The sequence below is a fragment of the Methylobacterium sp. A54F genome (assembly GCF_053346035.1).
In genome coordinates, this window is the sequence record NZ_JBKFBF010000002.1 from 161,706 (window position 1) to 186,074 (window position 24,369).

A 24,369-nucleotide genomic window follows, 5' to 3' on the forward strand; every position below is an offset into this window, starting at 1 on the left:
CAGCTTCATCCGCGTTCGCGGGGCGGTGGGGCCGCCCCGCGATCCACGGCCGTCAGTACTCCCAGAAGATTCGCTGCAACTCCTTGGTGTCGCTGGTCTTGGTCAGGGCCACCGCGGCGAGGATCTTGGCCTTCTGCGGATTGAAGTCGTGGGCCACCACCCAGTCGTAGGTGTCGTCGGGCTGCTCGGCGTTGCGTAGCACGAACCCGTCCGGCACGCGGGCCGAGCGCACGATCAGCGTGCCCTTCGACCGGATCTCCTTGAGCTTGTCCACGAGGTAGCCGGCCACCGAGCCGTTGCCGGTGCCCGCGTTGACGATCGCCTTGGCGCCGGCCTGGACGGCGGCGTCGTAGAGCCCCGGGATCATGTTGCCCGAGCCGTAGACGATGGCCACCAGCGGCAGGCTGTCGATGGTGTCGATGTCGAACTCCGAGCTCGTGTTGTGGCGCTTGGTGGAGGCGCGGAAAAAGTAGGTCTTGCCCTCGACGACCATGCCGAGGGGGCCCCACTGGCTGAAGAAGGCGCTCGGCACGATGTTCGTGCGCTTCGTCGCGTCGCGCCCCGAGAAGATGGTGTCGTTCATGGCGACGAGGACGCCCTTGCCCACGGCCTCCTTGCTTCCCGCCGCCGTGACGGCATCGAGGAGGTTGAGGGCGCCGTCCGCCGAGGTCGCTGTAGAGGGGCGCATCGAACCGACCACCACGATCGGCTTGTCGCTCCGCACCACGAGGTTCAGGAACAGGGCCGTCTCCTCCAGCGTGTCGGTGCCGTGCGTGACCACCACGCCGTCCACGTCGTCCTGCTTGAGGAGCTGCGACACGCGCTTGGCGAGCTGCACGAGCTGCGCGTCCGTGAAGCTCTCGGACGCGATCTGGAAGACCTGCTCGCCGCGCACGTTGGCGACGTTCGCCATGGCGGGCACGGCGGCGATCAGCTTGTCCACCGGCACCTTGGCGGCCTGGTAGGTCGCGCTGTTGCTGGCATCGGCGCCCGCCCCCGCGATGGTGCCGCCGGTGGCCAGAATGACGACGTTCGGCTTGCGGAGCGCGGTGCCGCTGCCGGCCTCCAGCATCTCGCGGGCCTCGGCCGGCGGGCCGAACGGCAGGGCTGCGGACAGCAGCAGAGCCGCGACGGCGGCAGCACGGAGAAGGCGCGAGCAGGGGTCTCGGAGCATTCGGCGAACCTTGGGGCGGTGCCGGGGGCGGCAGCCCCGGGCGAAAGGCAAGAGGAAGGCCAGGCAGGCCCGGGCGGCGAAACCGGCTCCGGCCGTCCCGAACGGCGTTCGGGATCCGAAGCTCGGCCACGACGTTAACCCGAGTTGTCGCCGAGCGGGAGCACCGACATGTTCAACCTCGCGAACCTCCTCCAGGAATTGCAAGGCAACGAGGCGGCGAGCGCCGCGATGGACCGGATGGCGACGACGCTGTCCCGCCGCACGAGCGAGGAGCAGGGCGCCTTCTGGCACGCGGTCGGCCTCTACTACATGACCCGCAAGCACCCGGGCCAGGCCGCCGAGCCCGCCCAGGCGCTCGCCCTGCCCGTCGCGGACCTGCCGGCCGCCGTCTGATGGACCGCGGGCGGGCCGCGCTGCGCTCCGGCCCCATCGCGGCCGGGCTCGTCGTCGCCCTGAGTGCGACGGGCGTCGCCGCCGCGCCGGCCGGCCTCGGGCGCGACAGCCCGTTCTACCGCACGGCACAGTTCCCCGCTCCGCCGCCCGAGAGCGTGGCAGCGCCCGCCTCCGACACCCGCGCGCCGCGACCCCTCCTCCACCGCGCCGTGCCGCAACCGCTGGGAGGAGCGCTTCCGAACCAGCGCACCGGCCCCAAGCGGGAGCATCCCGTGCGCGACATCTGCATCGGCTGCTAAGAGCCGGAAGGATTGGTGCGGACGGCGGGGCTCGAACCCGCACGGCCTTGCGGCCGCAAGATTTTAAGTCTCGTGCGTCTACCGGTTTCGCCACGTCCGCGCGAGCGGGATCGGTAGCTCCAGCTTCACCACGGATCAAGCGGCGTCCGGGTTCCAACCATAGAGCCAGGCGTAGCGGTCGCGCATGCCGTCCGGGCCGAGGCGGCGCATCACGAGGTTGCGGGCGAACCCGAGGCAGGCACCGGCGTGATAGGTGCGGCCGTTGCTGCGGGCCGCGCGCTGGACGCGGCGGACTCGGGGTCCCCGGGCGGCCGCGTAGGCCGCGAGGGCCTCGGGCATCGGCGCGGCGAGGCAGCGGGCGAGCACCGCGGCGTCCTCGATGGCGAGGGCCGCCCCCTGTGCGAGGAAGGGCAGGACGGGGTGGGCCGCGTCGCCGAGGAGCGCCACCCGGCCCCGCGCCATCGGGCGGGCGGCGCGGCGCTCCGCGAGGGACCAGACGAGCCAGGAATCGGGCAGGCCGAGGAGGTCCGCGAGGTCCGGCGCCGCGTCGCGGAACTGCGCCCGCAGCACCGCCGGCTCCCCGAGGCGGCCCCAGTCCTCGTCGCCCTGCCGCTCGGGCACGATGGCGACGACGTTGAGGCGGTCGCCGCCGAGGATCGGATAGTGCACCACGTGCCGGCCGCGCCCGAGCCAGAGGCCGGTGGCGCCGCCCCGCAGGGCCTCCGGCGCCGCCTCGCGGGGGACGATCGCCCGCCAGGCCGCCATCCGTCCCTGGCTGAGGGGGCGCCCGTCAAGGTGGCCGCGCACGCGCGAGCGCAGGCCGTCCGCCCCGACCGCGAGGTCGGCCGCGACGGTCTCGCTGCGGGCCCCGCTCTCGAGCGACAGGGTGACGCCTTCGGCGGTCTCGCTCAGGCCGACGAGGTCGCGGCCGACCATCAGGCGGATCCGCGGCCGGGCGCGCACGGCGTCGAGGAGGATCGTCTGCAGGTCGGCCCGGTGGACGACGTAGTAGGGTGCGCCGTAGCGCGCGCCCGCCGCCTGCCCGAGCGCCACGGCGCCGATCTCCCGGCCCGTCGCGAGCGCCCGCACGACGACGCCGGAGGGCTCGGTGGCGGCCCGCCGCAGCGCCGCGCCGAGGCCGAGGCCGATCAGCACGCGGCTCGCGTTCGGGGAGATCTGGAGGCCGGCGCCGACCTCGCTGAAGCCCGTCCGGCGCTCGATCACGGTGACGGAATGCCCGGCGTGCTCCAGGGCGAGGGCCGCCGTCAGGCCGCCGATGCCGGCGCCCACGATGGCGATGTCGAGGGGGGGCACGGCGGGGGCCGCGCCCTACTCGGCCGCGAGCGCCTTGCGGTCGTCCCAGACGCTCGCGGCCGGGTCGGCCTGGCCGGGCTTGAGGGTCGGGCGGAAGCGGTAGAGCGTCGAGCAGTACTGGCAGATCAGCTCGTGGTCGGCGCCCATGTCGAGGAAAACGTGCGGGTGGTCGAAGGGCGGCAGCGCCCCGATGCACATGAACTCCCGCGACCCGACGTGGATCACCGCCACGCCCATGTCGTTGTGGAAGTGAGGAACCGCCCTGTCAGCCATCGCGCCATCCGGCCCGCCGGGCCGCCCGTTTGCCGCCGGGGTCCAGCGCCCGGCCCGCCCATCGCTTCGGCCCATCGCTCTAGCGCCTCGGGCTGCGCAAGCCTAGCCCGCGCGGCAAGATGCGCCCCGGCGTGCGGATCGGACAGGTCGGCGCTTGGCGCCCTTCGCCCGGCACCGTACATAGGGGATCCACCAATCCTTCCCACGAAGACCCGCCCCCGATGACCCAGCAAGACCAGGCGACCGCGCAGGGTGCGCGCCGCGCCCCGGAGCCGCCGATCCACGGGCCCGAGGCCTTCGCGGGGATGCGCCGCGCCGGCCGGCTCACGGCGGAGGCCCTCGATCTCCTGATGGAGGCGACGCAACCCGGGGTGACCACGGAGGAACTCGACCGCCTCGCCTACACGTTCGCGATGGACCACGGCGCCTACCCGGCCTCGCTGCTCTACCGCGGCTACCCGAAGTCGATCTGCACCTCGATCAACCACGTCGTCTGCCACGGCATCCCGAACGACAAGCCCCTGCGCGAGGGCGACATCGTCAACCTCGACATCTGCCTGATCCTCGACGGCTGGCACGGCGATTCGAGCCGGATGGCTTACGTGGGCGAGGTGGCGCGCCGGGCCGCGCGCCTGTGCGAGATCACCTACGAGGCACTGATGCGCGGCGTCGCGGCCGTGCGGCCCGGCGGGTCGACGAACGACATCGGCCGGGCGATCCAGACGTTCGCGGAGGCCGAGCGCTGCTCGGTGGTGCGCGACTTCTGCGGCCACGGCCTCGGGCGCACCTACCACGACGCCCCGACCATCCTGCACTACGTCGAGCCGAGCTACGACGTGCCCCTCAAGCCCGGCCAGTTCTTCACGGTCGAGCCGATGATCAACCTCGGCCGGCCCACCGTGAAGGTGCTCTCGGACGGCTGGACCGCGGTGACCCGCGACCGCTCGCTCTCAGCCCAGTTCGAGCACACCGTGGGGGTGACGGAGACCGGCGTCGAGATCTTCACGGTCTCGCCCAAGGGTCTGCACCAGCCCGGCCTCGCGACGGCCTGACGCCGCCGTGACCGGCCCCGGAGCCGCCGACGGGGGTGCGGAGCCGGAACCGCACTACCTCGGCCATCGCGAGCGCCTGCGCGCCCGGTTCGCGCAAGGGGGCGCGGAGGCGCTGGCCGATTACGAGCTCTTGGAGCTCGCCCTGTTCCGAGCGATCCCGCGTCGCGACGTGAAACCGCTCGCCAAGGCGCTGATCCGCCGCTTCGGCAGCTTCGCCGAGACGATCAGCGCCGAGCCGGCGCGCCTCGCCGAAGTCGAGGGCATCGGCCCCGGGATCATCGCCGATCTCAAGCTCATCGAGGCGGCCGGCCACCGCCTCGCGCGCGGCGCCATCGCCGAGCGCCCGCTCCTCTCGGCATGGTCGTCGGTGCTCGACTATTGCCGTGCCACCATGGCGTTCGCAGCCCGCGAGCAGTTCCGCGTGCTGTTCCTCGATCGGCGCAACCACCTCATCGCCGACGAGGTGCAGGGGCGCGGCACCGTGGACCACACGCCGGTCTATCCCCGCGAGGTGGCGCGCCGTGCCCTCGAGCTGTCGGCCACCGCCATCATCCTCGCCCACAACCATCCCTCCGGCGACCCGACGCCCTCCGGCGCCGACGTGCGCATGACGCGGGAGATCGTGGCGGCCCTCGATCCACTGGGGATCGTGGTGCACGATCACATCATCCTCGGGCGAAGCGGGCACGCGAGCTTGAAAGGACTCAAGTTGATCTAGGTTTGTAAGGGGTTCTGCTGGGCGGCACCGGCCCCGCCCTCAACGTTCCCCTTGGCGTGGCGCATCTCTTGCCTCTAGTTTGCCGTGTCTGGGAGGGGCGATATGGCGCGTACGGCGTTCGACGAGATGACGGGCCATGGCGACGAACCCGCGGCCGCCGCGGCCGTGCGCGACGCCTACGGCCAGCTCAAGGCCTGGCTCGACCAGACGCCGTCCGACGACTTCCACACCCGCCGCAGCCAGGCCGAGCTGCTGTTCCGCCGGATCGGCATCACCTTCGCGGTCTACGGCGACAACGAATCGACCGAGCGGCTGATTCCCTTCGACATCATCCCCCGCGTGCTGACGAAGCCCGAGTGGGGCTTCCTGGAGCGCGGCCTGAAGCAGCGCGTCACGGCCATCAACGCGTTCCTGAAGGACGTCTACGGGGCCCAGGAATGCATCCGGGCCGGCATCATCCCGGCCGACCTCGTCTACCGGAACGCCCATTACCGGATGGAGATGCGCTCGTTCCGGGTGCCCCACGACCTCTACGTGCACATCGCCGGCATCGACATCGTGCGCACCGGCGAGAACGACTTCTTCGTGCTGGAGGACAATGCCCGCATCCCGTCGGGCGTCTCCTACATGCTGGAGAACCGGGAGGTGATGCTGCGCCTCTTCCCGGACCTGTTCTCCCGCCACCGGGTCGCGCCGGTGGAGAACTATCCGGACGCGCTGCTCGCAACGCTGCGGAGCCTCGCGCCGACCACGGCCACCCGGGATCCGACCTGCGTGCTGCTCACCCCCGGCCGCTACAACTCGGCCTTCTACGAGCACTCGTTCCTGGCCGACAAGCTCGGCGTCGAGCTCGTGGAGGCGTCCGACCTCTTCACCAAGGACGACGTCGTCTACATGCGCACCACCGAGGGGCCGCGCCGGATCGACGTGATCTACCGCCGCCTCGACGACGACTTCCTCGATCCGCTGGTGTTCCGTCCGGACTCGGTGCTCGGCGTGCCGGGCCTGATGAACGCCTACGAGCGCGGGACCGTGACGCTCGCCAACGCGGTCGGGACGGGGGTGGCCGACGACAAGGCCGTCTACAGCTACATGCCGGAGATCGTGAAGTTCTTCACCGGCGAGGAGCCGATCCTGCACAACGTGCCGACCTACCGCTGCCGCGAGAAGGAGGCGTTCTCCTACGTCATGGACAACCTCTCCGACCTCGTCGTGAAGGAGGTGAACGGCTCGGGCGGCTACGGCATGCTGGTCGGCCCCCACGCGACGAAGCGCGAGATCGAGGAGTTCGGCCGGCGCCTGCGCCACGCGCCGGACGGCTTCATCGCCCAGCCCACCCTGTCGCTGTCCACCTGCCCGACCTTCGTGGCCTCCGGGGTGGCGCCCCGGCACGTCGACCTCCGCCCCTTCGTGCTGTGCGGCGCCGACGAGATCCGGATCGTGCCGGGCGGCCTCACCCGCGTGGCGCTCAAGGAGGGCTCCCTCGTGGTGAACTCCAGCCAGGGCGGTGGTACCAAGGACACCTGGGTCCTGGACGCGTGAGCCGCGCCCTCAGGGCCGCCCCGCTGCGCGGCCCGCACGTCCCTGTTCCGCCCCGTCGGGCGACCTCGAGAGACCGGTAGCGATACGCCCATGCTGTCCCGGACCGCAGACAACCTCTACTGGCTCTCGCGCTACGTCGAGCGCGCCGAGTTCGTCGCCCGCATCCTGGATGCCGCCCACCGCCTCGCGGCCCTGCCGACGAGCTACGGCGGCGGCGAGACCAACGAGTGGGCCTCCGCCCTGGCCTCGGCCGGCGACATCGAGGCGTTCAAGCCGCATTACGACGGCATCAACGCCGACACGGTCTGCGACTTCCTGGCCTTCAGCCAGCACAACCCCTCCTCCATCCGCTCCTGCATCGAGACCGCCCGCGAGAACGCCCGCAGCGTGCGCACCGCGCTGACGACCGAGATGTGGGACACGATCAACGGCGCCTGGCTCGAGCTCCGGAACTACGAGGGCCGCGACCTCAGCCGTGAGGAGTTCTCGCACTTCCTCGACTGGGTGAAGAAGATCTCGCTGACCTTCGACGGTTCGGCCTACCGGACGATGCTGCGCAACGACGCCTACTGGTTCACGCGGCTCGGAACCGCGATCGAGCGGGCCGACAACACGGCCCGCATCCTCGACGTCAAGTACCAGATTCTGCTGCCGGCCAACGAGACCATCGGCGGCAGCCTCGACTACTTCCAGTGGACCACGATCCTGCGCGAGGTCTCCGCGTTCAACGCCTATCACTGGGTCTACCGGGAGAGCATCAAGCCGCTCCTCGTCGCCGACCTCCTCATCCTCAACCGGCAGATGCCGCGCTCCTTCGCCAACTGCTACGGGGTGATCGTCGAGCACCTCGACCTGATCGCCGACGCCTACGGGCGCCGGGGCGCCGGCCAGCGGCTCGCCGGCAACCTGCTCGCCCGCCTGGAGAGCGAGGACATCGACCGGATCTTCGCGGCCGGCCTGCACGAGTTCGTCGCGGCCTTCATCGAGGAGAACAACAGGGTGGGCGCGGCGATCATCGAGCAGTATCTGGTCTGAGGCCGTCCGCGAGGCGGCGCGAGGATCCAGCGACCGACAGGGAGGCCCGATGCGCATTCGCGTGGTCCACGAGACCATCTACACCTACGAGCAGCCGGCCCGCGGCCTGATCCAGGTCCTGCGCATGACGCCCCGCGACCACGACGGGCAGTACGTCCGCAAGTGGCGCATCGAGCCGTCCGTGGACGGGCGCCTGACCGAGCGCGAGGACGGGTTCGGCAACATCGTCCACTGGTTCACCGCGGACGATGCGGCGGACGCCCTCGTCATCCGTGTGACCGGCGAGGTGGACACCAACGACACCCACGGCATCGTGCGCGGCGCCACGGAGCGCCTGCCGGATCCGTTCTACCTGCGCGAGACCGACCTCGTGGCGCCGAGCGCCGAGATCCAGGCTTTCGCGGACGCGGTCGGAGGCGCCGGGGACGCGGCCCCGTTGCCGACTCTGCACCGCCTTCTCGCCGCCGTTCACGACGGCATGACCTTCACGCCAGGGCCTGCCAGCGCCAGCACCACGGCCGCCAGGGCCTTCGAGGCGAAGGGCGGGGTCTGCCAGGATCTCGCTCACGTCTTCATCGCGGCGGCCCGCCACCTCGGAATCCCGACCCGCTACGTCTCGGGCTACTACCGGATGGAGGACGGGGCGGTCGATCACGAATCCGGCCACGGCTGGGCCGAGGCCCTCGTGCCGGACCTCGGCTGGGTCGGCTTCGACCCCGCCAACGGCGTCGCGGCGGCGGAGGGCTACATCCGCGTGGCGATCGGGCTCGACTTTCTCGGCGCGGCGCCGATCCGCGGCAGCCGCACCGGCGGCGGCACGGAGACGCTGGACGTGAAGCTGTGCGTGGAGCAAGCACAGGCAGCAACGCAATCCTGCTCCTGACCGTCCGCGCCGCCGCCGCCGCGGGCCGCCGGACGCGGCCAAGGAAAGACCCGGTACGATGACCTACTGCGTCGGCGTCCTCGTGGAGGAAGGGCTGGTGATGATCGCCGACACCCGCACGAATGCGGGCCTCGACGACATCTCGACCTATCGCAAGCTGCACCACTTCAACGTGCCGGGCGAGCGGGTGATGATGCTGGCCTCGGCCGGCAACCTGTCCGTCACGCAGTCCGTGCTCAGCCTCCTCAGCGAGGGCATCAGCGACGGGAGCGGCGAGCCGCCCGTGCGGCTCGTCGAGACCGCGACCATGTTCCAGGCCGCGCAGCTGATCGGCCGCGCCATCCGCCGCGTCCGGGAAATCGAGAAGGCCGGTTTCGAGGCCGCAAACCTGCGCTTCTCGGTGTCGCTGCTCTTCGGCGGGCAGATCGGCGACGAGCCGATGCGCCTGTTCCTGATCTACTCGGCCGGCAACTTCATCGAGTGCTCGACGGACGCCCCCTTCCTGCAGATCGGAGAGCACAAGTACGGCAAGCCGATCCTCGACCGGGCCGTGAAGTTCGAGACCGACCTCTACGATTCGCTGAAGGTCGGCCTCGTCTCGATGGACTCCACGATGCGCTCGAACCTCGGGGTCGGCCTGCCGATCGACATCGCGGTGGCGCGGCGCAACGCCCTCGACCTCGAGGTGAACCACCGCATCGAGGCCGGCGAGACCTACTTCCACGACCTGCGCGAGCGCTGGTCGGCGGCCCTGCGGGCGGCCCACCGGGCGATCCCGCGCCCGCCCTACGGCCCGGCGGCGAAGTAGGACGGCACGGGGCTCACGTCTGCCACGCCGCCAAGAGTTCGCGCATCGCGAGGCCGGGGCTCGGCGCCCGCATCAGCCCGCCCATCACCGCGATCCCGGCCGCGCCCGCGTGGCGGCAGGCCGCGGCGGTCGCGGGCGTCAGACCACCCAGCGCCAGGATGGGCAGGCCGTGGGCGCTCGCCGTGGCGATGGCGGCGGGCCCGAGGGCCGGTCCGTAGCCGGGCTTGCTGAGGCTCGCGAAGATCGGGCTGAGGGTGGCGTAGTCGGCGCCGCCCGAGCGCGCCCGCGAGACCTCGTCCTCCCCGTGCGCCGAGACGCCGACGAGGGCGGCCTCGGGCAGGATGCGGCGGGCCGCGGCGATCGCCTCCGGCCCAGCCCCGGCCCGGAGATGCACGCCGTCCGCCCCGATCGCCGCGGCGAGGGCGGCGTCGCGCCCGATCGTCAGCGCGCCGCCGGCCGCGTGGACCAGCACGACGAGGTCCTCGGCGATGCGCCGGCGCTCCGCCGGGTCGAGGTCCGTGTCGCGGAACCAGAGCCAGCGGCAGCCGCCGTCGAGGAGCGCCCGGGCGGTGTCGATCAGCCCGGCCGCGCAGCCGTGGCGGTCGCTCACCGCCAGGACGGGGGCGGGCAGCGGCCTCACGAGCCGACGAGGCCGAGTTGCGGGCTCGACGGCTCCGCCCGGCCCCGGCGGGGGATGCGACCGGCGAGGTGCGCGAGCCGGCCAGCCTCGACGGCGTGCCGCATGGCGCGCGCCATCCGCACGGGATCGTCCGCCTTGGCGACGGCGGTGTTGACGAGGCAGGCGGCGGCGCCGAGTTCCATCGCGACCGCCGCGTCGGAGGCCGTCCCGATGCCGGCATCGACGATGACCGGGACGCTCGCGCGGCGGCAGATCAGCTCGATGTTGGCCGGGTTCGCGACGCCCATCCCCGAGCCGATCAGCGAGCCCATCGGCATCACTGCGGCGCAGCCGATGTCCTGGAGACGCTGGCACACGACCGGGTCGTCGTTGCAGTAGGGCAGCACCACGAAGCCGTCGTCCACGAGGTGGCGGCAGGCCTCGATCAGCTCGGCCACGTCCGGGTACAGCGTCTCGCGGTCGCCGATCACCTCGACTTTGATCCAATTGGTTTCGAGCGCCTCGCGGGCGAGCTCCGCGGTCATGATCGCGTCGCGCGCGGTCTCGCAGCCCGCCGTGTTCGGCAGGAAGCGCCGTCCGCTGAGGATGCGCACGGTGTCCGAGCCGTGTCCCTGGAGCGAGACCCGGCGGATCGAGGCCGTGACCACCTCGCCCCCGGAGGCGGCCACCGCCTCGCGCATGATCGCCTGGGTCGGGTAGCCCGCGGTGCCGATGAACAGCCGTGAGGCGAGGTGCACCCCGGCGATGACGAGGGCGTCGTCCGGGTCCGGACGCAGCGGCGTGACGGTGTCCGACATGGTTCTAGCCTCCCTGCATGGCGCGGACGATCTCGACGCGGTCGCCCTCGCGGACCGGCGTGTCGGCCCAGTCGCGGCGGCGCACGACGCGGCCGTTCAGCGCGATGGCGATGCCCTGCGGACTGTCGAGGCCGGTCTCCTCGGCCTCGATGCGGAACAGCGCCTCGATGTTGGCCGCCTCGCAGTCCCGGGTTTGCCCGTTGACAGTGAGCCTCATGCGCGCGCCCTCGCCGCGTCCGGCTCGCGGAACCGCGCGAGGCCGAAGGGCCGCGCCACCTCGGGAAGCGCGCCGTCCGCGACGAGGTCGCGTACCGCGTCCGCCGTCACCGGCGCGAGCAGGTAGCCGTTGCGGTGATGGCCCGTGGCCGCGATCAGTCCCGGCGCCAGGGCGTCGATGATCGGCGCATCGTCGTCCGAGGTCGGCCTGTAGCCGCTCCAGACGGCCTCGACCTCCATCTCCTCGATGCCGGGAAGCACGCGCCGAGCGCCCTCCAGCAGCGCGTAGAGCCCGCCCGCGGTGACGCCGGGCCGGAAGCCGCAATCCTCCACGGTCGCCCCGACGATGAGGTGGCCGTCGCCCTTCGGCGCCACGTGGACCTGCTCGGTCCAGACCATGCCGGAGAGCGTGCCCGTGCGGCGGGTGGTGCGCAGGGCGAGCGACTGGCCCTTGAGGGGCCGCACCGGCAGGGCCAGCCGCTCCGGCAGCAGGCCGCCCTCCCCGCTCCAAGCGCCCGAGGCGAGGATCACGGTGTCGGCCCGGACCTCGCCGGTGGCGGTCTCGACGCCGCAGACGCGCCCGCCGGCCCACGTGAGGCCGGTGACGGCCGTGCGCTCGGCCACTGCGACGCCCGCGCGCAGGCAGGCCGCCGCCAGCGCCTCCATGACGCGCCGCGGATCGACCTGATGATCCAGGGGGCAGTGGAGGCCCGCCGTCACGGTCGGCCGCAGCAGCGGCTCGCGGCGGCGGACCTCGCTGCCGGGCAGCCACTCGGCCGCGACGCCGGCCCGCCGCTGCAGGTCGAAGCGGAAGCGAAGGCGGTCCACCTCGTCGCGGCCGATGGCGAGCACGAGTGTGCCGTCCTCGCGGTAATCGATGTCGAGGCCGGATGCGGCCTGGAGCGCGTCCCGGAAGCCGGGCCACCGCCGGAGGGATTCGAGGGCCAGCGGCAGGAGGAGGTCCGAACCCGGCTCGTGCTCGGCGGCGGGCGCCAGCATGCCGGTGGCGGCAAGGCTTGCCCCGGCTCCCAGCGTCTCACGCTCGAGCACCAGGACGGAACGCCCCGCCTCCGCGAGGCGCCAGGCGATCGACAGGCCGATCAGGCCGCCGCCCACCACGGCGACGTCGGCGCGTGGGGGCAAGGGAGCCGCGGGCGCGGCGTCGGCCGCGCGCACCGGGTCGCGGCGCAGTCCGATGGGCGATGTCGGCACGGATGCCAAGGACGATCCTCCGCGGTTGCCCGCAGGGATGGTATCCGACGCTTCCTGGAGAAGCCGGGCCTCCACGGGCCCGCGGTCCAATCCCTACGCCGGTGTGAGCCGGATCAGGTTCGAAGGATTTCCGCGCCGCTCGCCGATCTGGCGAAGCCCAGCGGTTTCTCAGCCCCTTGCCGGGGATCTCCCTGGAACGCTTGCAGATTTGGGCCGTCCGGCGCGCCCGGTCAAGGGGCTCAGGCCCGGACCGGGCTGTCCTGGCGCTTAGCGGCGGGGCGGTAGACGCCCATCGGCTCGGCGAAGCCGTCGAGCACGTGCTCGCCGAGGAAATCGGGGTCGCCCCACAGGAAGTCCACGAAGGGCTTCGACATCAGCAGCGGCTCGCCCAGCGTGCGGTTCAGGCGAGCGATGCGGCTCGCGAGGTTCACGTCGCGGCCGATCACCGTGAAGTCGAGGCGCGTGCCGGAGCCGACATTGCCGTAGGCCGCCTCGCCGTGGTGGAGCGCGATTCCCGCGGCCACGGGCTTGGCGAACCGGTTGAGGGCATTGGCCTCGCCGAGGGCGTGGAGCGCCGCCTGCGCCGCCGTCAGGGCGCCCTTGGCGGCTCCGCCGAGGTCGTCGCCGGATTCGCGGAAGATCGCGAGCAGCCCGTCGCCCAGATACTTCAGGACCTCGCCGCCCTCGCGCTCGATGGCCGGCACGAGGCAGTCGAAGAAGATGTTCAGGAGGTCCACGGCCTCCTCGGGCGTCATGTCGGCGGAGGTGCGCGTGTAGTCGCGCATGTCCGCGAACAGGATGGCGGAGCGGATCCGCTGGACGTGGCCGCGCCGGATCGAGCCCGACAGGATCGCCCGGTGCGGCTCGTCGCCGACGTAGATCCGCAGAACCTGATCGAGCTGCTTGTTGACGAGGCGCATCTCCATGACGGCCGCGAGCGTCGGCATCACGAAGCGCAGGATGGCGATGTGGTCGTCGCGGAAGCCAGCCTTCGCGCGCGTCGCGAAGGTGATGCCGTTGCGGGCGCCGTTGGTGAAGATCAGGGGTGCCACGAGGTAGTGGCGGTAGCCCGCCGCCTTCAGCTCGGGCAGGATCGCGTAGGTGTCCTCGGGCGTCTCATCGAGGTCGAGGATCAGCCATTCGCCGGTCTGGTGCACGGTGTAGAACGGGCTCGCCTGGTAGGCCTTGTCCGAGGCCTCGCCGTGGGGGAACAGGCGCACCTGCGCGCCCTCCTCCCGGCTCCAGGTCCGCCCGACGCCGGCATATTCGGAGTGCAGCGTGTCGATTGCGGTGCTCGCGCGGTCCACCGGCACGTCGAGGTCGTTCAGCCGCTCGGCGAGCCCCGCGAGCAGGTCGTCCGCCGCGAGGGTGCGCGTGCCCTCGCTCAGCAGCCAGTCGCGCAGGGCGACGCATTCCTGGATGAGGCCGAACGGCACGCCTTCGGCCTCCGATCCGTCGGCAAGGGCGGTCGGCGCGGATGCCTTCTGGGTCGGGCCGTGGTCGAGCATATGGCCAAGGTGGGAATGCGGTGTCGGGGTGGCAACGCCCGCGCAGACGTTCGCGTGGACGAATACTACCGCAAGACGCATGTCCTAGCGAACTCCACCAGGACGCGAAGAATGCGGCGGCCGGCTGGGCCGCCGCATGTCGGTCAGTTGTCGAGGAAGCTCCGCAGCTTGCGGCTCCGGCTCGGGTGCTTGAGCTTGCGCAGTGCCTTGGCCTCGATCTGGCGGATGCGCTCGCGGGTCACCGAGAACTGCTGGCCGACCTCCTCGAGGGTGTGGTCGGTGTTCATGCCGATGCCGAAGCGCATGCGCAGCACCCGCTCCTCGCGGGGCGTCAGCGAGGCGAGGACCCGGGTGGTGGTTTCACGCAGGTTCGACTGGATCGCCGCATCGATCGGCAGGACGACGTTCTTGTCCTCGATGAAGTCGCCGAGGTGGCTGTCCTCCTCGTCGCCGATCGGCGTCTCCAGGGAGATCGGCTCCTTGGCGATCTTGAGGACCTTGCGGACCTTCTCGAGGGGCATCGCGAGCTTCTCGGCCAGCTCCTCCGGGGTCGGCTCGCGGCCGATCTCGTGCAGCATCTGGCGCGAGGTGCGGACGATCTTGTTGATCGTCTCGATCATGTGCACCGGGATGCGGATGGTGCGGGCCTGGTCGGCGATCGAACGTGTGATTGCCTGCCGGATCCACCACGTGGCGTAGGTCGAGAACTTGTAGCCGCGCCGGTACTCGAACTTGTCCACCGCCTTCATCAGGCCGATGTTGCCCTCCTGGATCAGGTCCAGGAACTGCAGGCCGCGGTTCGTGTACTTCTTGGCGATCGAGATCACCAGGCGGAGGTTCGCCTCGATCATCTCCTTCTTGGCCTGCCGGGCTTCGCGCTCGCCCTTCTGGACCATGTTGACGATCTTGCGGTACTCGCCGATCTCCAGGCCGGTCTCGGAGGCGAGGTTCACGATCTGCTCGCGCAGCTGCGCGGCCTGCGTGCCACCCTTCTCGACGAAGTTCTTCCAGCCCTTGCCGCCGAGGCTCCCGACGCGGGCCATCCAGTTCGGGTCGAGCTCGTAGCCCTGGTAGTGGCGCAGGAACTCGTCGCGCGCGACGCCGTGGGTCTCGGCGTAGCGCATCAGCCGGCCCTCGTGGCTGATGAGCTGCTTGTTGATCCCGTAGAGCTGCTCGACCAGAGCCTCGATGCGGTTGTTGTTGAGCGAGAGGGACTTCACGTCCGAGACGACGACGTCCTTGATCTCCGACTGCTTCGTGTCCTGGGCAGCCGTCGAGCGCTCGCCGGAGGCCTTGCGCCCGGCCTGCTCGTTCTGGAGCCGGCGCAGCTTGCGGTAGTTCTCGGCGATGGCGTCGAAGGTCTCCAGGACCCGCGGCTTGATTTCGGCCTCCATGGCGGCGAGCGAGACGTTGTTCTCCATGTCGTCGTCGTCGTCGCCGCCCTCGGGCGGCGTCGCGCCGTCGCCGTCGCCTTCCTCGTTCTCCTCGCCCTCGGCCATCTGCGGCGCGTTCTTGCCGTCGGGCCCCGCGTAGGTCGCCTCGAGGTCGATGATGTCGCGCAGGAGGACCTTCCCCTCCACGAGCTCGTCGCGCCAGATGATGATGGCCTGGAAGGTCAGCGGGCTCTCGCAGAGGCCCGCGATCATCGCCTCGCGCCCGGCCTCGATGCGCTTGGCGATCGCGATCTCGCCCTCGCGGGACAGGAGCTCCACCGAGCCCATCTCGCGCAGGTACATGCGCACGGGATCGTCCGTGCGGTCGGTCGGCTCCTTGGTGGTCTCGGCGCGGACGGCGACCGCCCGGCTCGGGGACGCCTCGGCGACCTCGCCGCCCTCGGCCCCCTCCTCTTCGTCGGCCGCCTCGCCGGTGGCCGGACGCTCGGCCGCCGCCTCGTCGGTCTCCTCGGCCTCGACGACGTTGATGCCCATCTCGGAGAGCTGGGCGAGCACGTCCTCGATCTGGTCCGGATCCGACTGGCCATCGGGCAGGACCTCGTTGACCTCCTCGTAGGTGATGTAGCCACGCTTCTTGGCGAGCTTCACCATGCGCTTGACGGACGCATCCGTCAGGTCGAGGAGCGGCCCGTCGGTCTGCTGCTCCGGAGCGGCATCCGTCTCGTCCCGTTCCGTTGCCTTCGTCGCCATGTTCAGCCTATTGTTTTCGTGGCAGCGCGAGGCCGAAGCTTTGGAGCCGCTTCGTGCGAACGACGCCGCAATGGGTGTGGGTCGGCGGCCGCTCGCCTGAACCGCCTCGATCTCGGATACCGGTATCAAGCAAGACGCTTGACCGATTGTTAACTATGCGGCGATGTCCGCCCGCCAACCCGCCTCGGCAGACGAGCCCCGTGCCAGGGCGCCGTTCCGCGCGGCGCCCGCTCTCGAAAGCGCCATTGGCACAGTCTCAAGAGGTGGTCGAGTCCGCCGCGTCCGGCAAGTCCGCCTCGGCCTCCGCACCCGCGATGACGGCGAGTCGCTGCTTCACGTCGCAGAGCCAGGCGAAGTTGGCTTCCGTCTCCTCCTCGACGAGTGCCCGCTCGGCTTGGCGGAGTTCGCTATTTAGCGCTCCGGCCTTGCGGTGCAAGATCACGGCCTGACGCAATGCGTCTTCGAGCCGCACCGGGTCGGCGTGGGGCTCCAGGCTCCAGCGATCACCCGGAATGACCTGGCCGGCGAGACGGGTGGCCGCCTCGACGAGGCCGCTCCGGGCGAGCGCGCTCTCCAGGATCGCCGGGTCGGGCTCGTCCTGGTTGGCGGCGCGATCGAGCAGAAAGCCTCGGAGTGCCAGAGCGTCGGGATCCTCGAAGTCGAGGGCTGCGAGGTCCTCGGCCTCGACGCCGATCAGCTCCGGATGCGCGAGAAGGCTCGCGACGATCATCGCCTCCCGCGGGCTGCCGGTGCCCGAGAAGCCGCTGGAGCGGGCCAGCAGCGGGCTCGGGCCGGCGGTGAGGCGCGGCGAGGGCGGCGGGTCGCCGGGCCGCGGCCTCCTCTGGAAGGGCGCGGCCCGGCCGCCCGGCTGGAAGGCGCCGCGTTGCGGATTGCCCCGCGGGGAGAGGCCCCGGAGGCGGTCCTCGATCTCGTCCCGGTAGAACCGGCGCACCGTCTCGTCGCGGATGCCCGCCACCGCGTCGCGCAGGGTCTTGGCGAGGCCCGCCCGCCGCTCCGGCGTGTCGGTCGGCGCGGCCTCCGTGGCGCGGGCCCACAGAACCTCGACGAGGGGTTTCGCCGCATCGAGCACGCGGTCCACGGCCGGGGCGCCGCCCGTCCGCAGGAGGTCGTCCGGATCCTGACCCTCGGGCAGGAGCGCGAAGCGGAGCGAGCGGCCGGGCTCCAGCATCGGCAGGGCGAGGTCCAGGGCGCGGTAGGCCGCGCGCTGGCCGGCGCCGTCGCCGTCGAAGCAGAGGATCGGCTCCTCGGCGTGGCGCCAGAGCAGCGCGAGCTGCTCCTCGGTGAGCGCGGTGCCGAGGGGCGCCACCGTGTTCGGGTGGCCGGCGAGCGTCATGGCGATGACGTCGACGTAGCCCTCCACCGCGATCACCGTGCCGCGGTCGTGGGCGGGCTTGCGGGCCTGATGGAGGTTGTAGAGCACCTGACCCTTGTGGAAGAGCGGCGTCTCCGGCGAGTTCAGGTACTTCGCCTTGGCCTCCGCCTGCATGGCGCGGCCCCCGAAGGCGATGACCCGGCCGCGGATGTCGGTGATCGGGAAGATCACCCGGTCGCGGAACTTGTCGTAGGGCACCGCGACGTCCTCGCCGGCGGCGAGGAGGCCGAGCTCCACCATCGTGTCGCGCTCGACGTCCTTGCCTGCCAGGAAGTCGCGCAGGGCGTAGCGGTCGGGCGCGGCGTAGCCCAGGCGGAACCGGCGGCGGGTCTCCTCCGAGAGGCCCCGCCGGTCGAGATAGGCCCGGGCCGCGGCGCCGCGGGGCCCGCGGAGCTGGTCCTCGAAGAAGGCGGCCGCGAGCTCCATCACGTCGAGGGCGCCCCGGCGGCGCGTCTCCATCTCCCGGGTGTCGGCGCTCGGCGCCGGCAGGCTGACGCCGGCCTCGCCCGCGAGCCGCTCCACCGCCTCGGGGAAGCTCAGGCCCTCCGTCTCCATCAGGAAGGTGAAGACGTCGCCGTGCTTGCCCGAGGAGAAGCAGTGATAGAACTGCTTCTGGTCGTTCACGTAGAAGGACGGGGTCTTCTCGGCGTTGAAGGGCGACAGCCCGCGCCACTCACGCCCGGCCTTCTTCAGCCGGACGCGGCGCCCGACCACGTCGGAGGCGGGCAGGCGCGCGCGGATCTCTTCGAGGATGTGGGGCGGGTAGCGCACGGGCTTCGGGATTCCGCTCGGGAACCCCGTTCTATAGCGCACGAGCGTGGCCGGAGTCCCGGCGCACCCGCTCCGCCCGGCGCCGTGCGGGGGATTGCGGGCAAAACCGGGGCCCGCCGGACGCCTCAGCCCTTCGCGGCGAGCGCCGCCTTCACGAGCCCGCTCGCCTTGGCGAAATCCATGCGCCCGGCATACTGCGCCTTCAGGGCGCCGATCACCTTGCCCATGTCCTTCGGGCCGGCGGCGCCCGTCTCGGCGACGGCCGCGTCGATCGCGGCCTTCGTCTCGGCCTCGTCCATCTGCCGGGGCAGGAAGCCCTGGATAATCGCGACCTCCGCGCGCTCGTTCTCGGCGAGCTCCGGCCGGCCGCCCTGCTCGTAGACGCCGGCCGATTCGTTGCGCTGCTTGATCATCTTCTGGAGGAGCGCGAGGATGTCCTCGTCGCTCGCCGGGTCCTTGCCGAGGCCGCGGGCCTCGATGTCCTTGTCCTTCAGGGCGGCCTGGATCATCCGCACGGTGGCGAGCTTGCCCTTGTCGCCGGCCTTCATGGCCTCCTTCATCTCGGCGGTGAAGCGCTCGCGCAGTGCCATCTCGGGATCCTCGGAGTTTGCGAAAAACGAATGCGTGGCCTGCGGCTTGCGTCGGTTGAGGCGGCGGCGCGGCAGGGCCACATTGACCGGAGCGCGGCCCGCTCGCTAAGAGCGCCACACGACTCCGCCGCCCGTGCCGCGCGCCTTCGCGCCGGTGCCGGGCCTTGGCCGGACATAAGCGAGATCACGCCGATGCTGCAAGACGATGGCGCCCCCGCGCAACCCCGCCCGGCGCCCGGGCGCGCCGCGCCGGAACCCTGGGCCGAGCCGAAGGTGACGGCCCTCCTGGTGCTCGCCGACGGCACGGTGCTGGAGGGCTTCGGCATCGGCCAGACCGGCGTGGCCGAGGGCGAGGTCTGCTTCAACACCGCCATGACGGGATACCAGGAGATCCTGACCGACCCGTCCTACGCCGGGCAGATCGTCACCTTCACGTTCCCGCACATCGGCAACGTCGGCACCAACGACGAGGATCTCGAGAGCCTCGACGCGGCGCCGGCCTCGGGCGTGCGCGGCACCGTGATCGCCTCCGCCGTGACGCAGCCCTCGAACTGGCGCTCGTCGAGCCACCTCGACGCCTGGCTGCGGGCGCGCGGGATCGTGGGCATCACCGGGGTCGACACCCGGGCGCTCACCGCGCGCATCCGCGACCGCGGCATGCCGAACGCGGTGATCGCCAACGACCCCGAGGGCGCCTTCGACCGGGAGGCGCTGAAGGCGCGCGCGGCTGCCCTCGCCCCCATGGAGGGCCTCGACCTCGTGCCGCCGGTGACGAGCCGCGCGCCGTCCGACTGGAGCGAGACGGTCTGGGCCGTGAACGGCGGCTACGGCCGGCGGCAGCCCGGCTCCGGCTTCCGGGTCGTGGCGATCGACTACGGCGTCAAGCGCAACATCCTGCGGCTTCTCGCGGATGCGGGCTGCGACGTCACCGTGGTGCCGGCGACGACGAGCGCCGACGAGATCCTGGCGCTGAAGCCGGACGGCGTGTTCCTGTCGAACGGCCCGGGCGATCCGGCCGCCACGGGCGCCTACGCGGTCCCGGTGATCCGGGCGCTCCTCCAGGAGAAGGTGCCGACCTTCGGGATCTGCCTCGGGCACCAGCTGATGGGCCTCGCCCTCGGCGGCCGCACGGTGAAGATGGGCCAGGGGCACCACGGCGCGAACCATCCGGTGAAGGACAAGACCACCGGCAAGGTCGAGATCGTGTCGATGAACCACGGCTTCGCGGTCGACCCGGAAAGCCTGCCGGAGACGGCGGTCGAGACCCACGTGTCGCTGTTCGACGGCTCGAACTGCGGCCTGACCCTGACCGACCGGCCCGCCTTCTCGGTGCAGCACCACCCGGAGGCCTCGCCCGGCCCGCGCGACAGCCACTACCTGTTCGAGCGCTTCGTCGCCCTGATGCGGGACGGACGGCCTGAGACGGAGCGCACGCCCGCCTGAGCCGGGCTCCGAACACCGCGCGTCACAAAAAGCGCGGGTTTCGGGCTCAGGCAGCGGGTCACCCCGTGAACGGCGATTCGAAGCAGCGTCGGCGGGTCCACCGATCCGCATGGGGCTGCCCGATGACCTTGGACGACGCGCAGGACGATTTCTCCCGTCTGCACCGCATCTTCATCTTCCATCTCGGCGTTGCGGTGGCGCTCTCCTGGACGACGGCCGCCTACGCCGCCTGCTACGCCCCGTGGGTCCGCAACATCCGCGCGCTCCTCGAAGCCGGCGGGGCCGGCCAGGTCGAGAGCACGCTCTCGTTCCTGTTCGCGATGCCCGTCGTCCTCACCATCGGCTGGGTCACGGCGATGTTCGGCCGCGAGATCCTGCGCCGCTCGCAGACCCTGAAGAACGCCGCGGTCGAGTTCGCCGCCGCGGCGGCGGTCGCGTTCGGGATCTTCTACATCGGGATCGACCGGGCGGTCGCGGCCCTCTACATCACGCTCTGAGGCGCGCCCGCCGCGCAGCGCATGGCTGCACCCACCGCGGCCGGCCCGCACGCCCTTTCAAAGGGCCGCGCCTGCGTGTAAACGCGGCTCTCAACGACAATCCAAGCCGCTCGCGCCCGAGCCTCAGGACCGTCAGATCTTGGCGGCCTTCGAGGGCGGGCGCGCGTGCCTGTGACGAAGGCGTCCGATGCCCAAGCGCACCGATATTTCCTCGATCCTGATCGTTGGTGCGGGGCCGATCATCATCGGGCAGGCCTGCGAGTTCGACTATTCCGGCACCCAGGCCTGCAAGGCGCTCCGCGAGGAGGGCTACCGGATCGTGCTGGTCAACTCGAACCCCGCGACCATCATGACCGACCCGGACATGGCGGACGCCACCTACGTCGAGCCGATCACCCCCGAGATCGTCGCCAAGATCATCGAGAAGGAGCGCCCGGACGCCATCCTGCCGACCATGGGCGGGCAGACGGCGCTGAACTGCGCCCTCTCGCTCCAGCGCATGGGCGTCCTGGAGAAGTTCGGCGTCCAGATGATCGGCGCCACGGCGGAGGCCATCGACAAGGCCGAGGACCGGCACCTCTTCCGCGACGCGATGACCAAGATCGGCCTGGAGACGCCGAAATCGGCGCTGGCCAACGCCTCGGCCGCCAAGAAGGCCGACCGCGAGCGGTACCTCGCCGAGGTCGCGCGCATCGAGGCCGAGAATGCCGATCCCGAGGCGCGGCGCGCCGCGCTGGCGGCCTTCGAGAAGAAGTGGCAGGGCGCCGAGGGCGACCGGCGCAAGCGCTACGGCGAGCACGCCATCGGGCAGGCTCTGATCGCCCTGGCCGAGGTCGGCCTGCCGGCGATCATCCGGCCGTCCTTCACCATGGGCGGCACCGGCGGCGGCATCGCCTACAACCGCGAGGAGTTCCTCGACATCGTGGAGCGGGGCATCGACGCCTCGCCGACGAACGAGGTCCTGATCGAGGAGAGCGTGCTCGGCTGGAAGGAGTACGAGATGGAGGTCGTTCGGGACAAGAACGACAACTGCATCATCGTCTGCTCCATCGAGAACGTCGATCCGATGGGCGTCCACACGGGCGATTCCATCACGGTCGCCCCGGCGCTGACGCTCACCGACAAGGAGTACCAGGTGATGCGCGACGCATCCCTCGCGGTGCTCCGCGAGATCGGCGTCGAGACCGGCGGCTCGAACGTCCAGTTCGCGATCGACCCCGCGACCGGCCGCATGATCGTCATCGAGATGAACCCGCGGGTGTCGCGCTCCTCGGCGCTGGCCTCCAAGGCCACGGGGTTCCCAATCGCCAAGGTCGCCGCCAAGCTCGCGGTCGGCTACACGCTCGATGAGATCGCCAACGACATCACCGGCGGCGCGACCCCGGCCTCGTTCGAGCCGACGATCGACTACGTCGTCACCAAGATCCCGCGCTTCGCTTTCGAGAAGTTCCCGGGCGCCGAGCCGACGCTGACCACCGCCATGAAGTCGGTGGGCGAGGCGATGGCGATCGGCCGCTGCTTCGCGGAATCGCTCCAGAAGGCCCTGCGCTCGCTGGAGACCGGGCTCACCGGGCTCGACGAGATCGAGATCGACGGCCTCGGCAAGGGCGACGACCACAACGCCATCAAGGCGGCCCTCGGCACGCCGACGCCGGACCGCCTGCTCAAGGTCGCCCAGGCGCTCCGCCTCGGTGTGAGCCACGCGGAGGTCCACGCCTCCTGCAAGATCGACCCCTGGTTCCTGGAGCAGCTCCAGGCCCTCGTCGACCTGGAGAACCGGGTGAAGGCGCACGGCCTTCCGGCGACGCCCGGCGCCTTCCGCCAGCTCAAGGCGGCCGGCTTCTCGGACGCGCGCCTCGCCGTGCTGGCGGGGTTGGAGGAGCCCGAGGTGCGCGAGAAGCGCCGCGGGCTCGGCGTTCGTCCGGTCTTCAAGCGCATCGACACCTGCGCGGCCGAGTTCAAGGCGCCGACCGCCTACATGTACTCGACCTACGTGGCGCCCTTCGCGGGAGCCGTGGTCGACGAGGCCCAGCCGACCGACGCCCGGAAGGTGATCATCCTGGGCGGCGGCCCGAACCGGATCGGCCAGGGCATCGAGTTCGACTATTGCTGCTGCCACGCCTGCTTCGCGCTCTCCGAGGCCGGGTACGAGACCATCATGGTCAACTGTAACCCGGAGACGGTCTCGACCGACTACGACACCTCGGACCGGCTCTACTTCGAGCCGCTGACCCAGGAAGACGTGCTGGAGATCATCGAGACGGAGCGGCAGGCCGGGACGCTGCACGGCGTCATCGTGCAGTTCGGCGGCCAGACGCCGCTCAAGCTCGCCCGGGCGCTTGAGGCGGCGGGCGTGCCGATCCTCGGCACCTCGCCCGATGCCATCGACCTCGCCGAGGACCGCGACCAGTTCAAGCGTCTCCTCGACAAGCTCGGAATGAAGCAGCCGAAGAACGGCATCGCCTACTCGGTCGAGCAGAGCCGCCTCGTCGCGGCCGATCTCGGCCTGCCCTTCGTGGTGCGCCCGAGCTACGTCCTCGGCGGCCGCGCCATGGCGATCATCCGCGACGAGGCGCAGTTCGCCGACTATCTCCTCGACACCCTTCCGAGCCTGATCCCCTCGGAGGTCAAGGCGCGCTACCCGAACGACAAGACGGGCCAGATCAACACGGTGCTGGGCAAGAACCCGCTCCTGTTCGACCGCTACCTGTCCGATGCCGTCGAGGTCGACGTCGACGCGGTCTGCGACGGCTCGGAGGTGTTCATCGCGGGCATCATGGAGCACATCGAGGAGGCCGGCATCCACTCGGGTGACTCGGCCTGCTCGCTGCCGCCCCGCTCGCTCTCGCCGGAGATCATCGCCGAGCTCGAACGCCAGACCCGGGCGATGGCGCTCGCGCTCAAGGTCGGCGGCCTGATGAACGTCCAGTACGCCATCAAGGACGGCACGATCTACGTGCTCGAAGTGAACCCCCGCGCCTCGCGGACGGTCCCCTTCGTCGCGAAGGTCATCGGCGAGCCGATCGCCAAGATCGCGGCGCGGATCATGGCGGGCGAGCCCCTCGGCGCGTTCAGCCTCGCGCCGAAGACGCTCGCGCATATCGCCGTCAAGGAAGCGGTCTTCCCGTTCGCGCGCTTCCCCGGTGTGGACGTGCTCCTCGGTCCGGAGATGCGCTCCACCGGCGAGGTGATTGGCCTCGACGGCGGGTTCGGGGTGGCCTTCGCCAAGAGCCAGCTCGGTTCCGGGACCCAGGTCCCCAAGACCGGGACGGTCTTTGTCTCCGTCAAGGACGCCGACAAGTTGCGCATCCTGCCCTCGATCCGCCTCCTGGCGGACCTCGGCTTCTCGATCCTGGCGACCGGGGGCACCCAGCGGTTCTTGGAGGAGAACGGGGTGGCGGCTGAGCGGGTGAACAAGGTCCTCGAAGGGCGCCCGCACGTGGTCGACTCGATCAAGAACGGCGATATCCAGCTCGTTCTGAACACGACCGAGGGCGCCGGCGCCCTCTCGGACTCGCGGTCCCTGCGCCGCGCGGCCCTCTTGCATAAAGTGCCGTACTACACCACTCTAGCCGGCGCGATGGCTGCCGCCGAAGGGATCAAAGCCTATCTCGAGGGCGATCTCCAGGTGCGTGCCTTGCAGGAATACTTTGCGGCCTGAACCCAT

22 protein-coding genes, 1 tRNA gene and 1 riboswitch are annotated in these 24,369 nt (G+C 71.1%); of the genes, 11 read left to right on the forward strand and 12 right to left on the reverse strand.

The genetic code is table 11. The annotated features are described in order from the left end of the window. Positions 1-52 precede the first annotated feature (52 nt). Positions 53-1,174 (reverse strand): asparaginase, encoded by a 1,122-nt coding sequence (locus tag ACLBXP_RS04465; protein WP_447666363.1) that lies wholly within the window; start codon positions 1,172-1,174, stop codon positions 53-55. A 168-nt stretch (positions 1,175-1,342) separates the two neighbouring features. Here ACLBXP_RS04465 and ACLBXP_RS04470 point away from each other — a divergent pair, with 168 nt between their 5' ends. Together ACLBXP_RS04470 and ACLBXP_RS04475 are read left to right on the forward strand one after the other, a co-directional pair. Continuing rightward, positions 1,343-1,567: a hypothetical protein gene (locus ACLBXP_RS04470; RefSeq protein WP_447666364.1), complete on the forward strand. Its 225-nt coding sequence runs from the start codon at positions 1,343-1,345 to the stop codon at positions 1,565-1,567. Then, on the forward strand, positions 1,567-1,866 hold the full coding sequence (locus tag ACLBXP_RS04475) for a hypothetical protein (RefSeq protein ID WP_447666365.1): 300 nt from the start codon (positions 1,567-1,569) through the stop codon (positions 1,864-1,866). Before ACLBXP_RS04470 ends, ACLBXP_RS04475 begins: the two co-directional genes overlap by 1 nt. 13 nt (positions 1,867-1,879) lie before the next feature. On the opposite strand, the gene ACLBXP_RS04480 is transcribed toward ACLBXP_RS04475, so the two are convergent. The 3 genes from ACLBXP_RS04480 to ACLBXP_RS04490 form a co-directional block, all read right to left on the reverse strand. Beyond that, positions 1,880-1,966: transfer RNA gene (locus ACLBXP_RS04480), tRNA-Leu, on the reverse strand. Positions 1,967-2,001: 35 nt separating this feature from the next. After that, entirely contained in the window at positions 2,002-3,180 is a 1,179-nt protein-coding gene (locus ACLBXP_RS04485) for an FAD-dependent oxidoreductase (protein ID WP_447666366.1), read from the reverse strand. A 15-nt stretch (positions 3,181-3,195) separates the two neighbouring features. Further along, positions 3,196-3,453, reverse strand: a complete 258-nt coding sequence (locus ACLBXP_RS04490; protein ID WP_447666367.1) for a zinc-finger domain-containing protein — start codon at positions 3,451-3,453, stop codon at positions 3,196-3,198. A 221-nt stretch (positions 3,454-3,674) separates the two neighbouring features. On the opposite strand from ACLBXP_RS04490, the gene map reads away from it, so the two are divergent. From map to ACLBXP_RS04520, 6 genes are all read left to right on the forward strand, one after another. Next, positions 3,675-4,505, forward strand: coding sequence for a type I methionyl aminopeptidase (gene map, locus ACLBXP_RS04495; RefSeq protein ID WP_447666368.1), 831 nt, complete (start codon positions 3,675-3,677; stop codon positions 4,503-4,505). A 7-nt stretch (positions 4,506-4,512) separates the two neighbouring features. After that, positions 4,513-5,223, forward strand: a complete 711-nt coding sequence (gene radC / locus ACLBXP_RS04500; protein WP_447666369.1) for a RadC family protein — start codon at positions 4,513-4,515, stop codon at positions 5,221-5,223. Between the two features lie 102 nt (positions 5,224-5,325). Beyond that, positions 5,326-6,765, forward strand: coding sequence for a circularly permuted type 2 ATP-grasp protein (locus ACLBXP_RS04505; protein WP_447666370.1), 1,440 nt, complete (start codon positions 5,326-5,328; stop codon positions 6,763-6,765). Positions 6,766-6,855: 90 nt separating this feature from the next. Further along, the gene (locus ACLBXP_RS04510) at positions 6,856-7,800 is read left to right on the forward strand and encodes an alpha-E domain-containing protein (RefSeq protein ID WP_447666371.1); all 945 of its coding nucleotides are present in this window, start codon (positions 6,856-6,858) and stop codon (positions 7,798-7,800) included. 49 nt (positions 7,801-7,849) lie between these two features. After that, positions 7,850-8,683: a transglutaminase family protein gene (locus ACLBXP_RS04515; protein ID WP_447666372.1), complete on the forward strand. Its 834-nt coding sequence runs from the start codon at positions 7,850-7,852 to the stop codon at positions 8,681-8,683. 58 nt (positions 8,684-8,741) lie between these two features. Beyond that, positions 8,742-9,491 carry a peptidase gene (locus tag ACLBXP_RS04520; RefSeq protein ID WP_447666373.1) on the forward strand — a complete coding sequence of 250 codons (750 nt, stop codon included), beginning with the start codon at positions 8,742-8,744 and terminating at the stop codon, positions 9,489-9,491. Positions 9,492-9,504: 13 nt separating this feature from the next. Here the strand turns inward: ACLBXP_RS04520 and ACLBXP_RS04525 are convergent, their stop codons facing one another. The 8 genes from ACLBXP_RS04525 to ACLBXP_RS04560 all read right to left on the reverse strand — a co-directional run bounded on the left by ACLBXP_RS04525 (position 9,505) and on the right by ACLBXP_RS04560 (position 18,762). Continuing rightward, on the reverse strand, positions 9,505-10,131 hold the full coding sequence (locus ACLBXP_RS04525) for a thiamine phosphate synthase (RefSeq protein WP_447666374.1): 627 nt from the start codon (positions 10,129-10,131) through the stop codon (positions 9,505-9,507). Then, positions 10,128-10,928 (reverse strand): thiazole synthase, encoded by an 801-nt coding sequence (thiG, locus tag ACLBXP_RS04530; RefSeq protein ID WP_447666375.1) that lies wholly within the window; start codon positions 10,926-10,928, stop codon positions 10,128-10,130. The genes ACLBXP_RS04525 and thiG overlap by 4 nt, the downstream gene beginning before the upstream one ends. A gap of 4 nt (positions 10,929-10,932) precedes the next feature. Then, on the reverse strand, positions 10,933-11,145 hold the full coding sequence (thiS, locus tag ACLBXP_RS04535; protein WP_447666376.1) for a sulfur carrier protein ThiS: 213 nt from the start codon (positions 11,143-11,145) through the stop codon (positions 10,933-10,935). Beyond that, a complete protein-coding gene (gene thiO, locus ACLBXP_RS04540) occupies positions 11,142-12,365 on the reverse strand; it encodes a glycine oxidase ThiO (RefSeq protein ID WP_447666377.1) in 1,224 nt (407 codons plus the stop codon). Before thiO ends, thiS begins: the two co-directional genes overlap by 4 nt. A 63-nt stretch (positions 12,366-12,428) precedes the next feature. Further along, positions 12,429-12,558: riboswitch (TPP riboswitch) on the reverse strand. Positions 12,559-12,595: 37 nt separating this feature from the next. Next, a complete protein-coding gene (locus ACLBXP_RS04545) occupies positions 12,596-13,864 on the reverse strand; it encodes an adenylate/guanylate cyclase domain-containing protein (RefSeq protein ID WP_447666378.1) in 1,269 nt (422 codons plus the stop codon). 143 nt (positions 13,865-14,007) lie between these two features. Further along, positions 14,008-16,008 (reverse strand): RNA polymerase sigma factor RpoD, encoded by a 2,001-nt coding sequence (gene rpoD / locus ACLBXP_RS04550; protein WP_447666379.1) that lies wholly within the window; start codon positions 16,006-16,008, stop codon positions 14,008-14,010. Positions 16,009-16,264: 256 nt separating this feature from the next. Beyond that, positions 16,265-18,172 (reverse strand): DNA primase, encoded by a 1,908-nt coding sequence (gene dnaG / locus ACLBXP_RS04555; RefSeq protein WP_447666380.1) that lies wholly within the window; start codon positions 18,170-18,172, stop codon positions 16,265-16,267. Between the two features lie 125 nt (positions 18,173-18,297). Next, positions 18,298-18,762 (reverse strand): GatB/YqeY domain-containing protein, encoded by a 465-nt coding sequence (locus ACLBXP_RS04560; RefSeq protein ID WP_447666381.1) that lies wholly within the window; start codon positions 18,760-18,762, stop codon positions 18,298-18,300. A gap of 192 nt (positions 18,763-18,954) precedes the next feature. Here ACLBXP_RS04560 and carA point away from each other — a divergent pair, with 192 nt between their 5' ends. From carA to carB, 3 genes are all read left to right on the forward strand, one after another. Beyond that, positions 18,955-20,205 (forward strand): glutamine-hydrolyzing carbamoyl-phosphate synthase small subunit, encoded by a 1,251-nt coding sequence (gene carA, locus ACLBXP_RS04565; RefSeq protein ID WP_447666382.1) that lies wholly within the window; start codon positions 18,955-18,957, stop codon positions 20,203-20,205. A gap of 122 nt (positions 20,206-20,327) precedes the next feature. Beyond that, positions 20,328-20,702, forward strand: coding sequence for a hypothetical protein (locus tag ACLBXP_RS04570; protein ID WP_447666383.1), 375 nt, complete (start codon positions 20,328-20,330; stop codon positions 20,700-20,702). 187 nt (positions 20,703-20,889) lie between these two features. Then, positions 20,890-24,363, forward strand: coding sequence for a carbamoyl-phosphate synthase large subunit (carB, locus tag ACLBXP_RS04575; protein WP_447666384.1), 3,474 nt, complete (start codon positions 20,890-20,892; stop codon positions 24,361-24,363). The last annotated feature ends 6 nt before the right edge of the window (positions 24,364-24,369 follow it).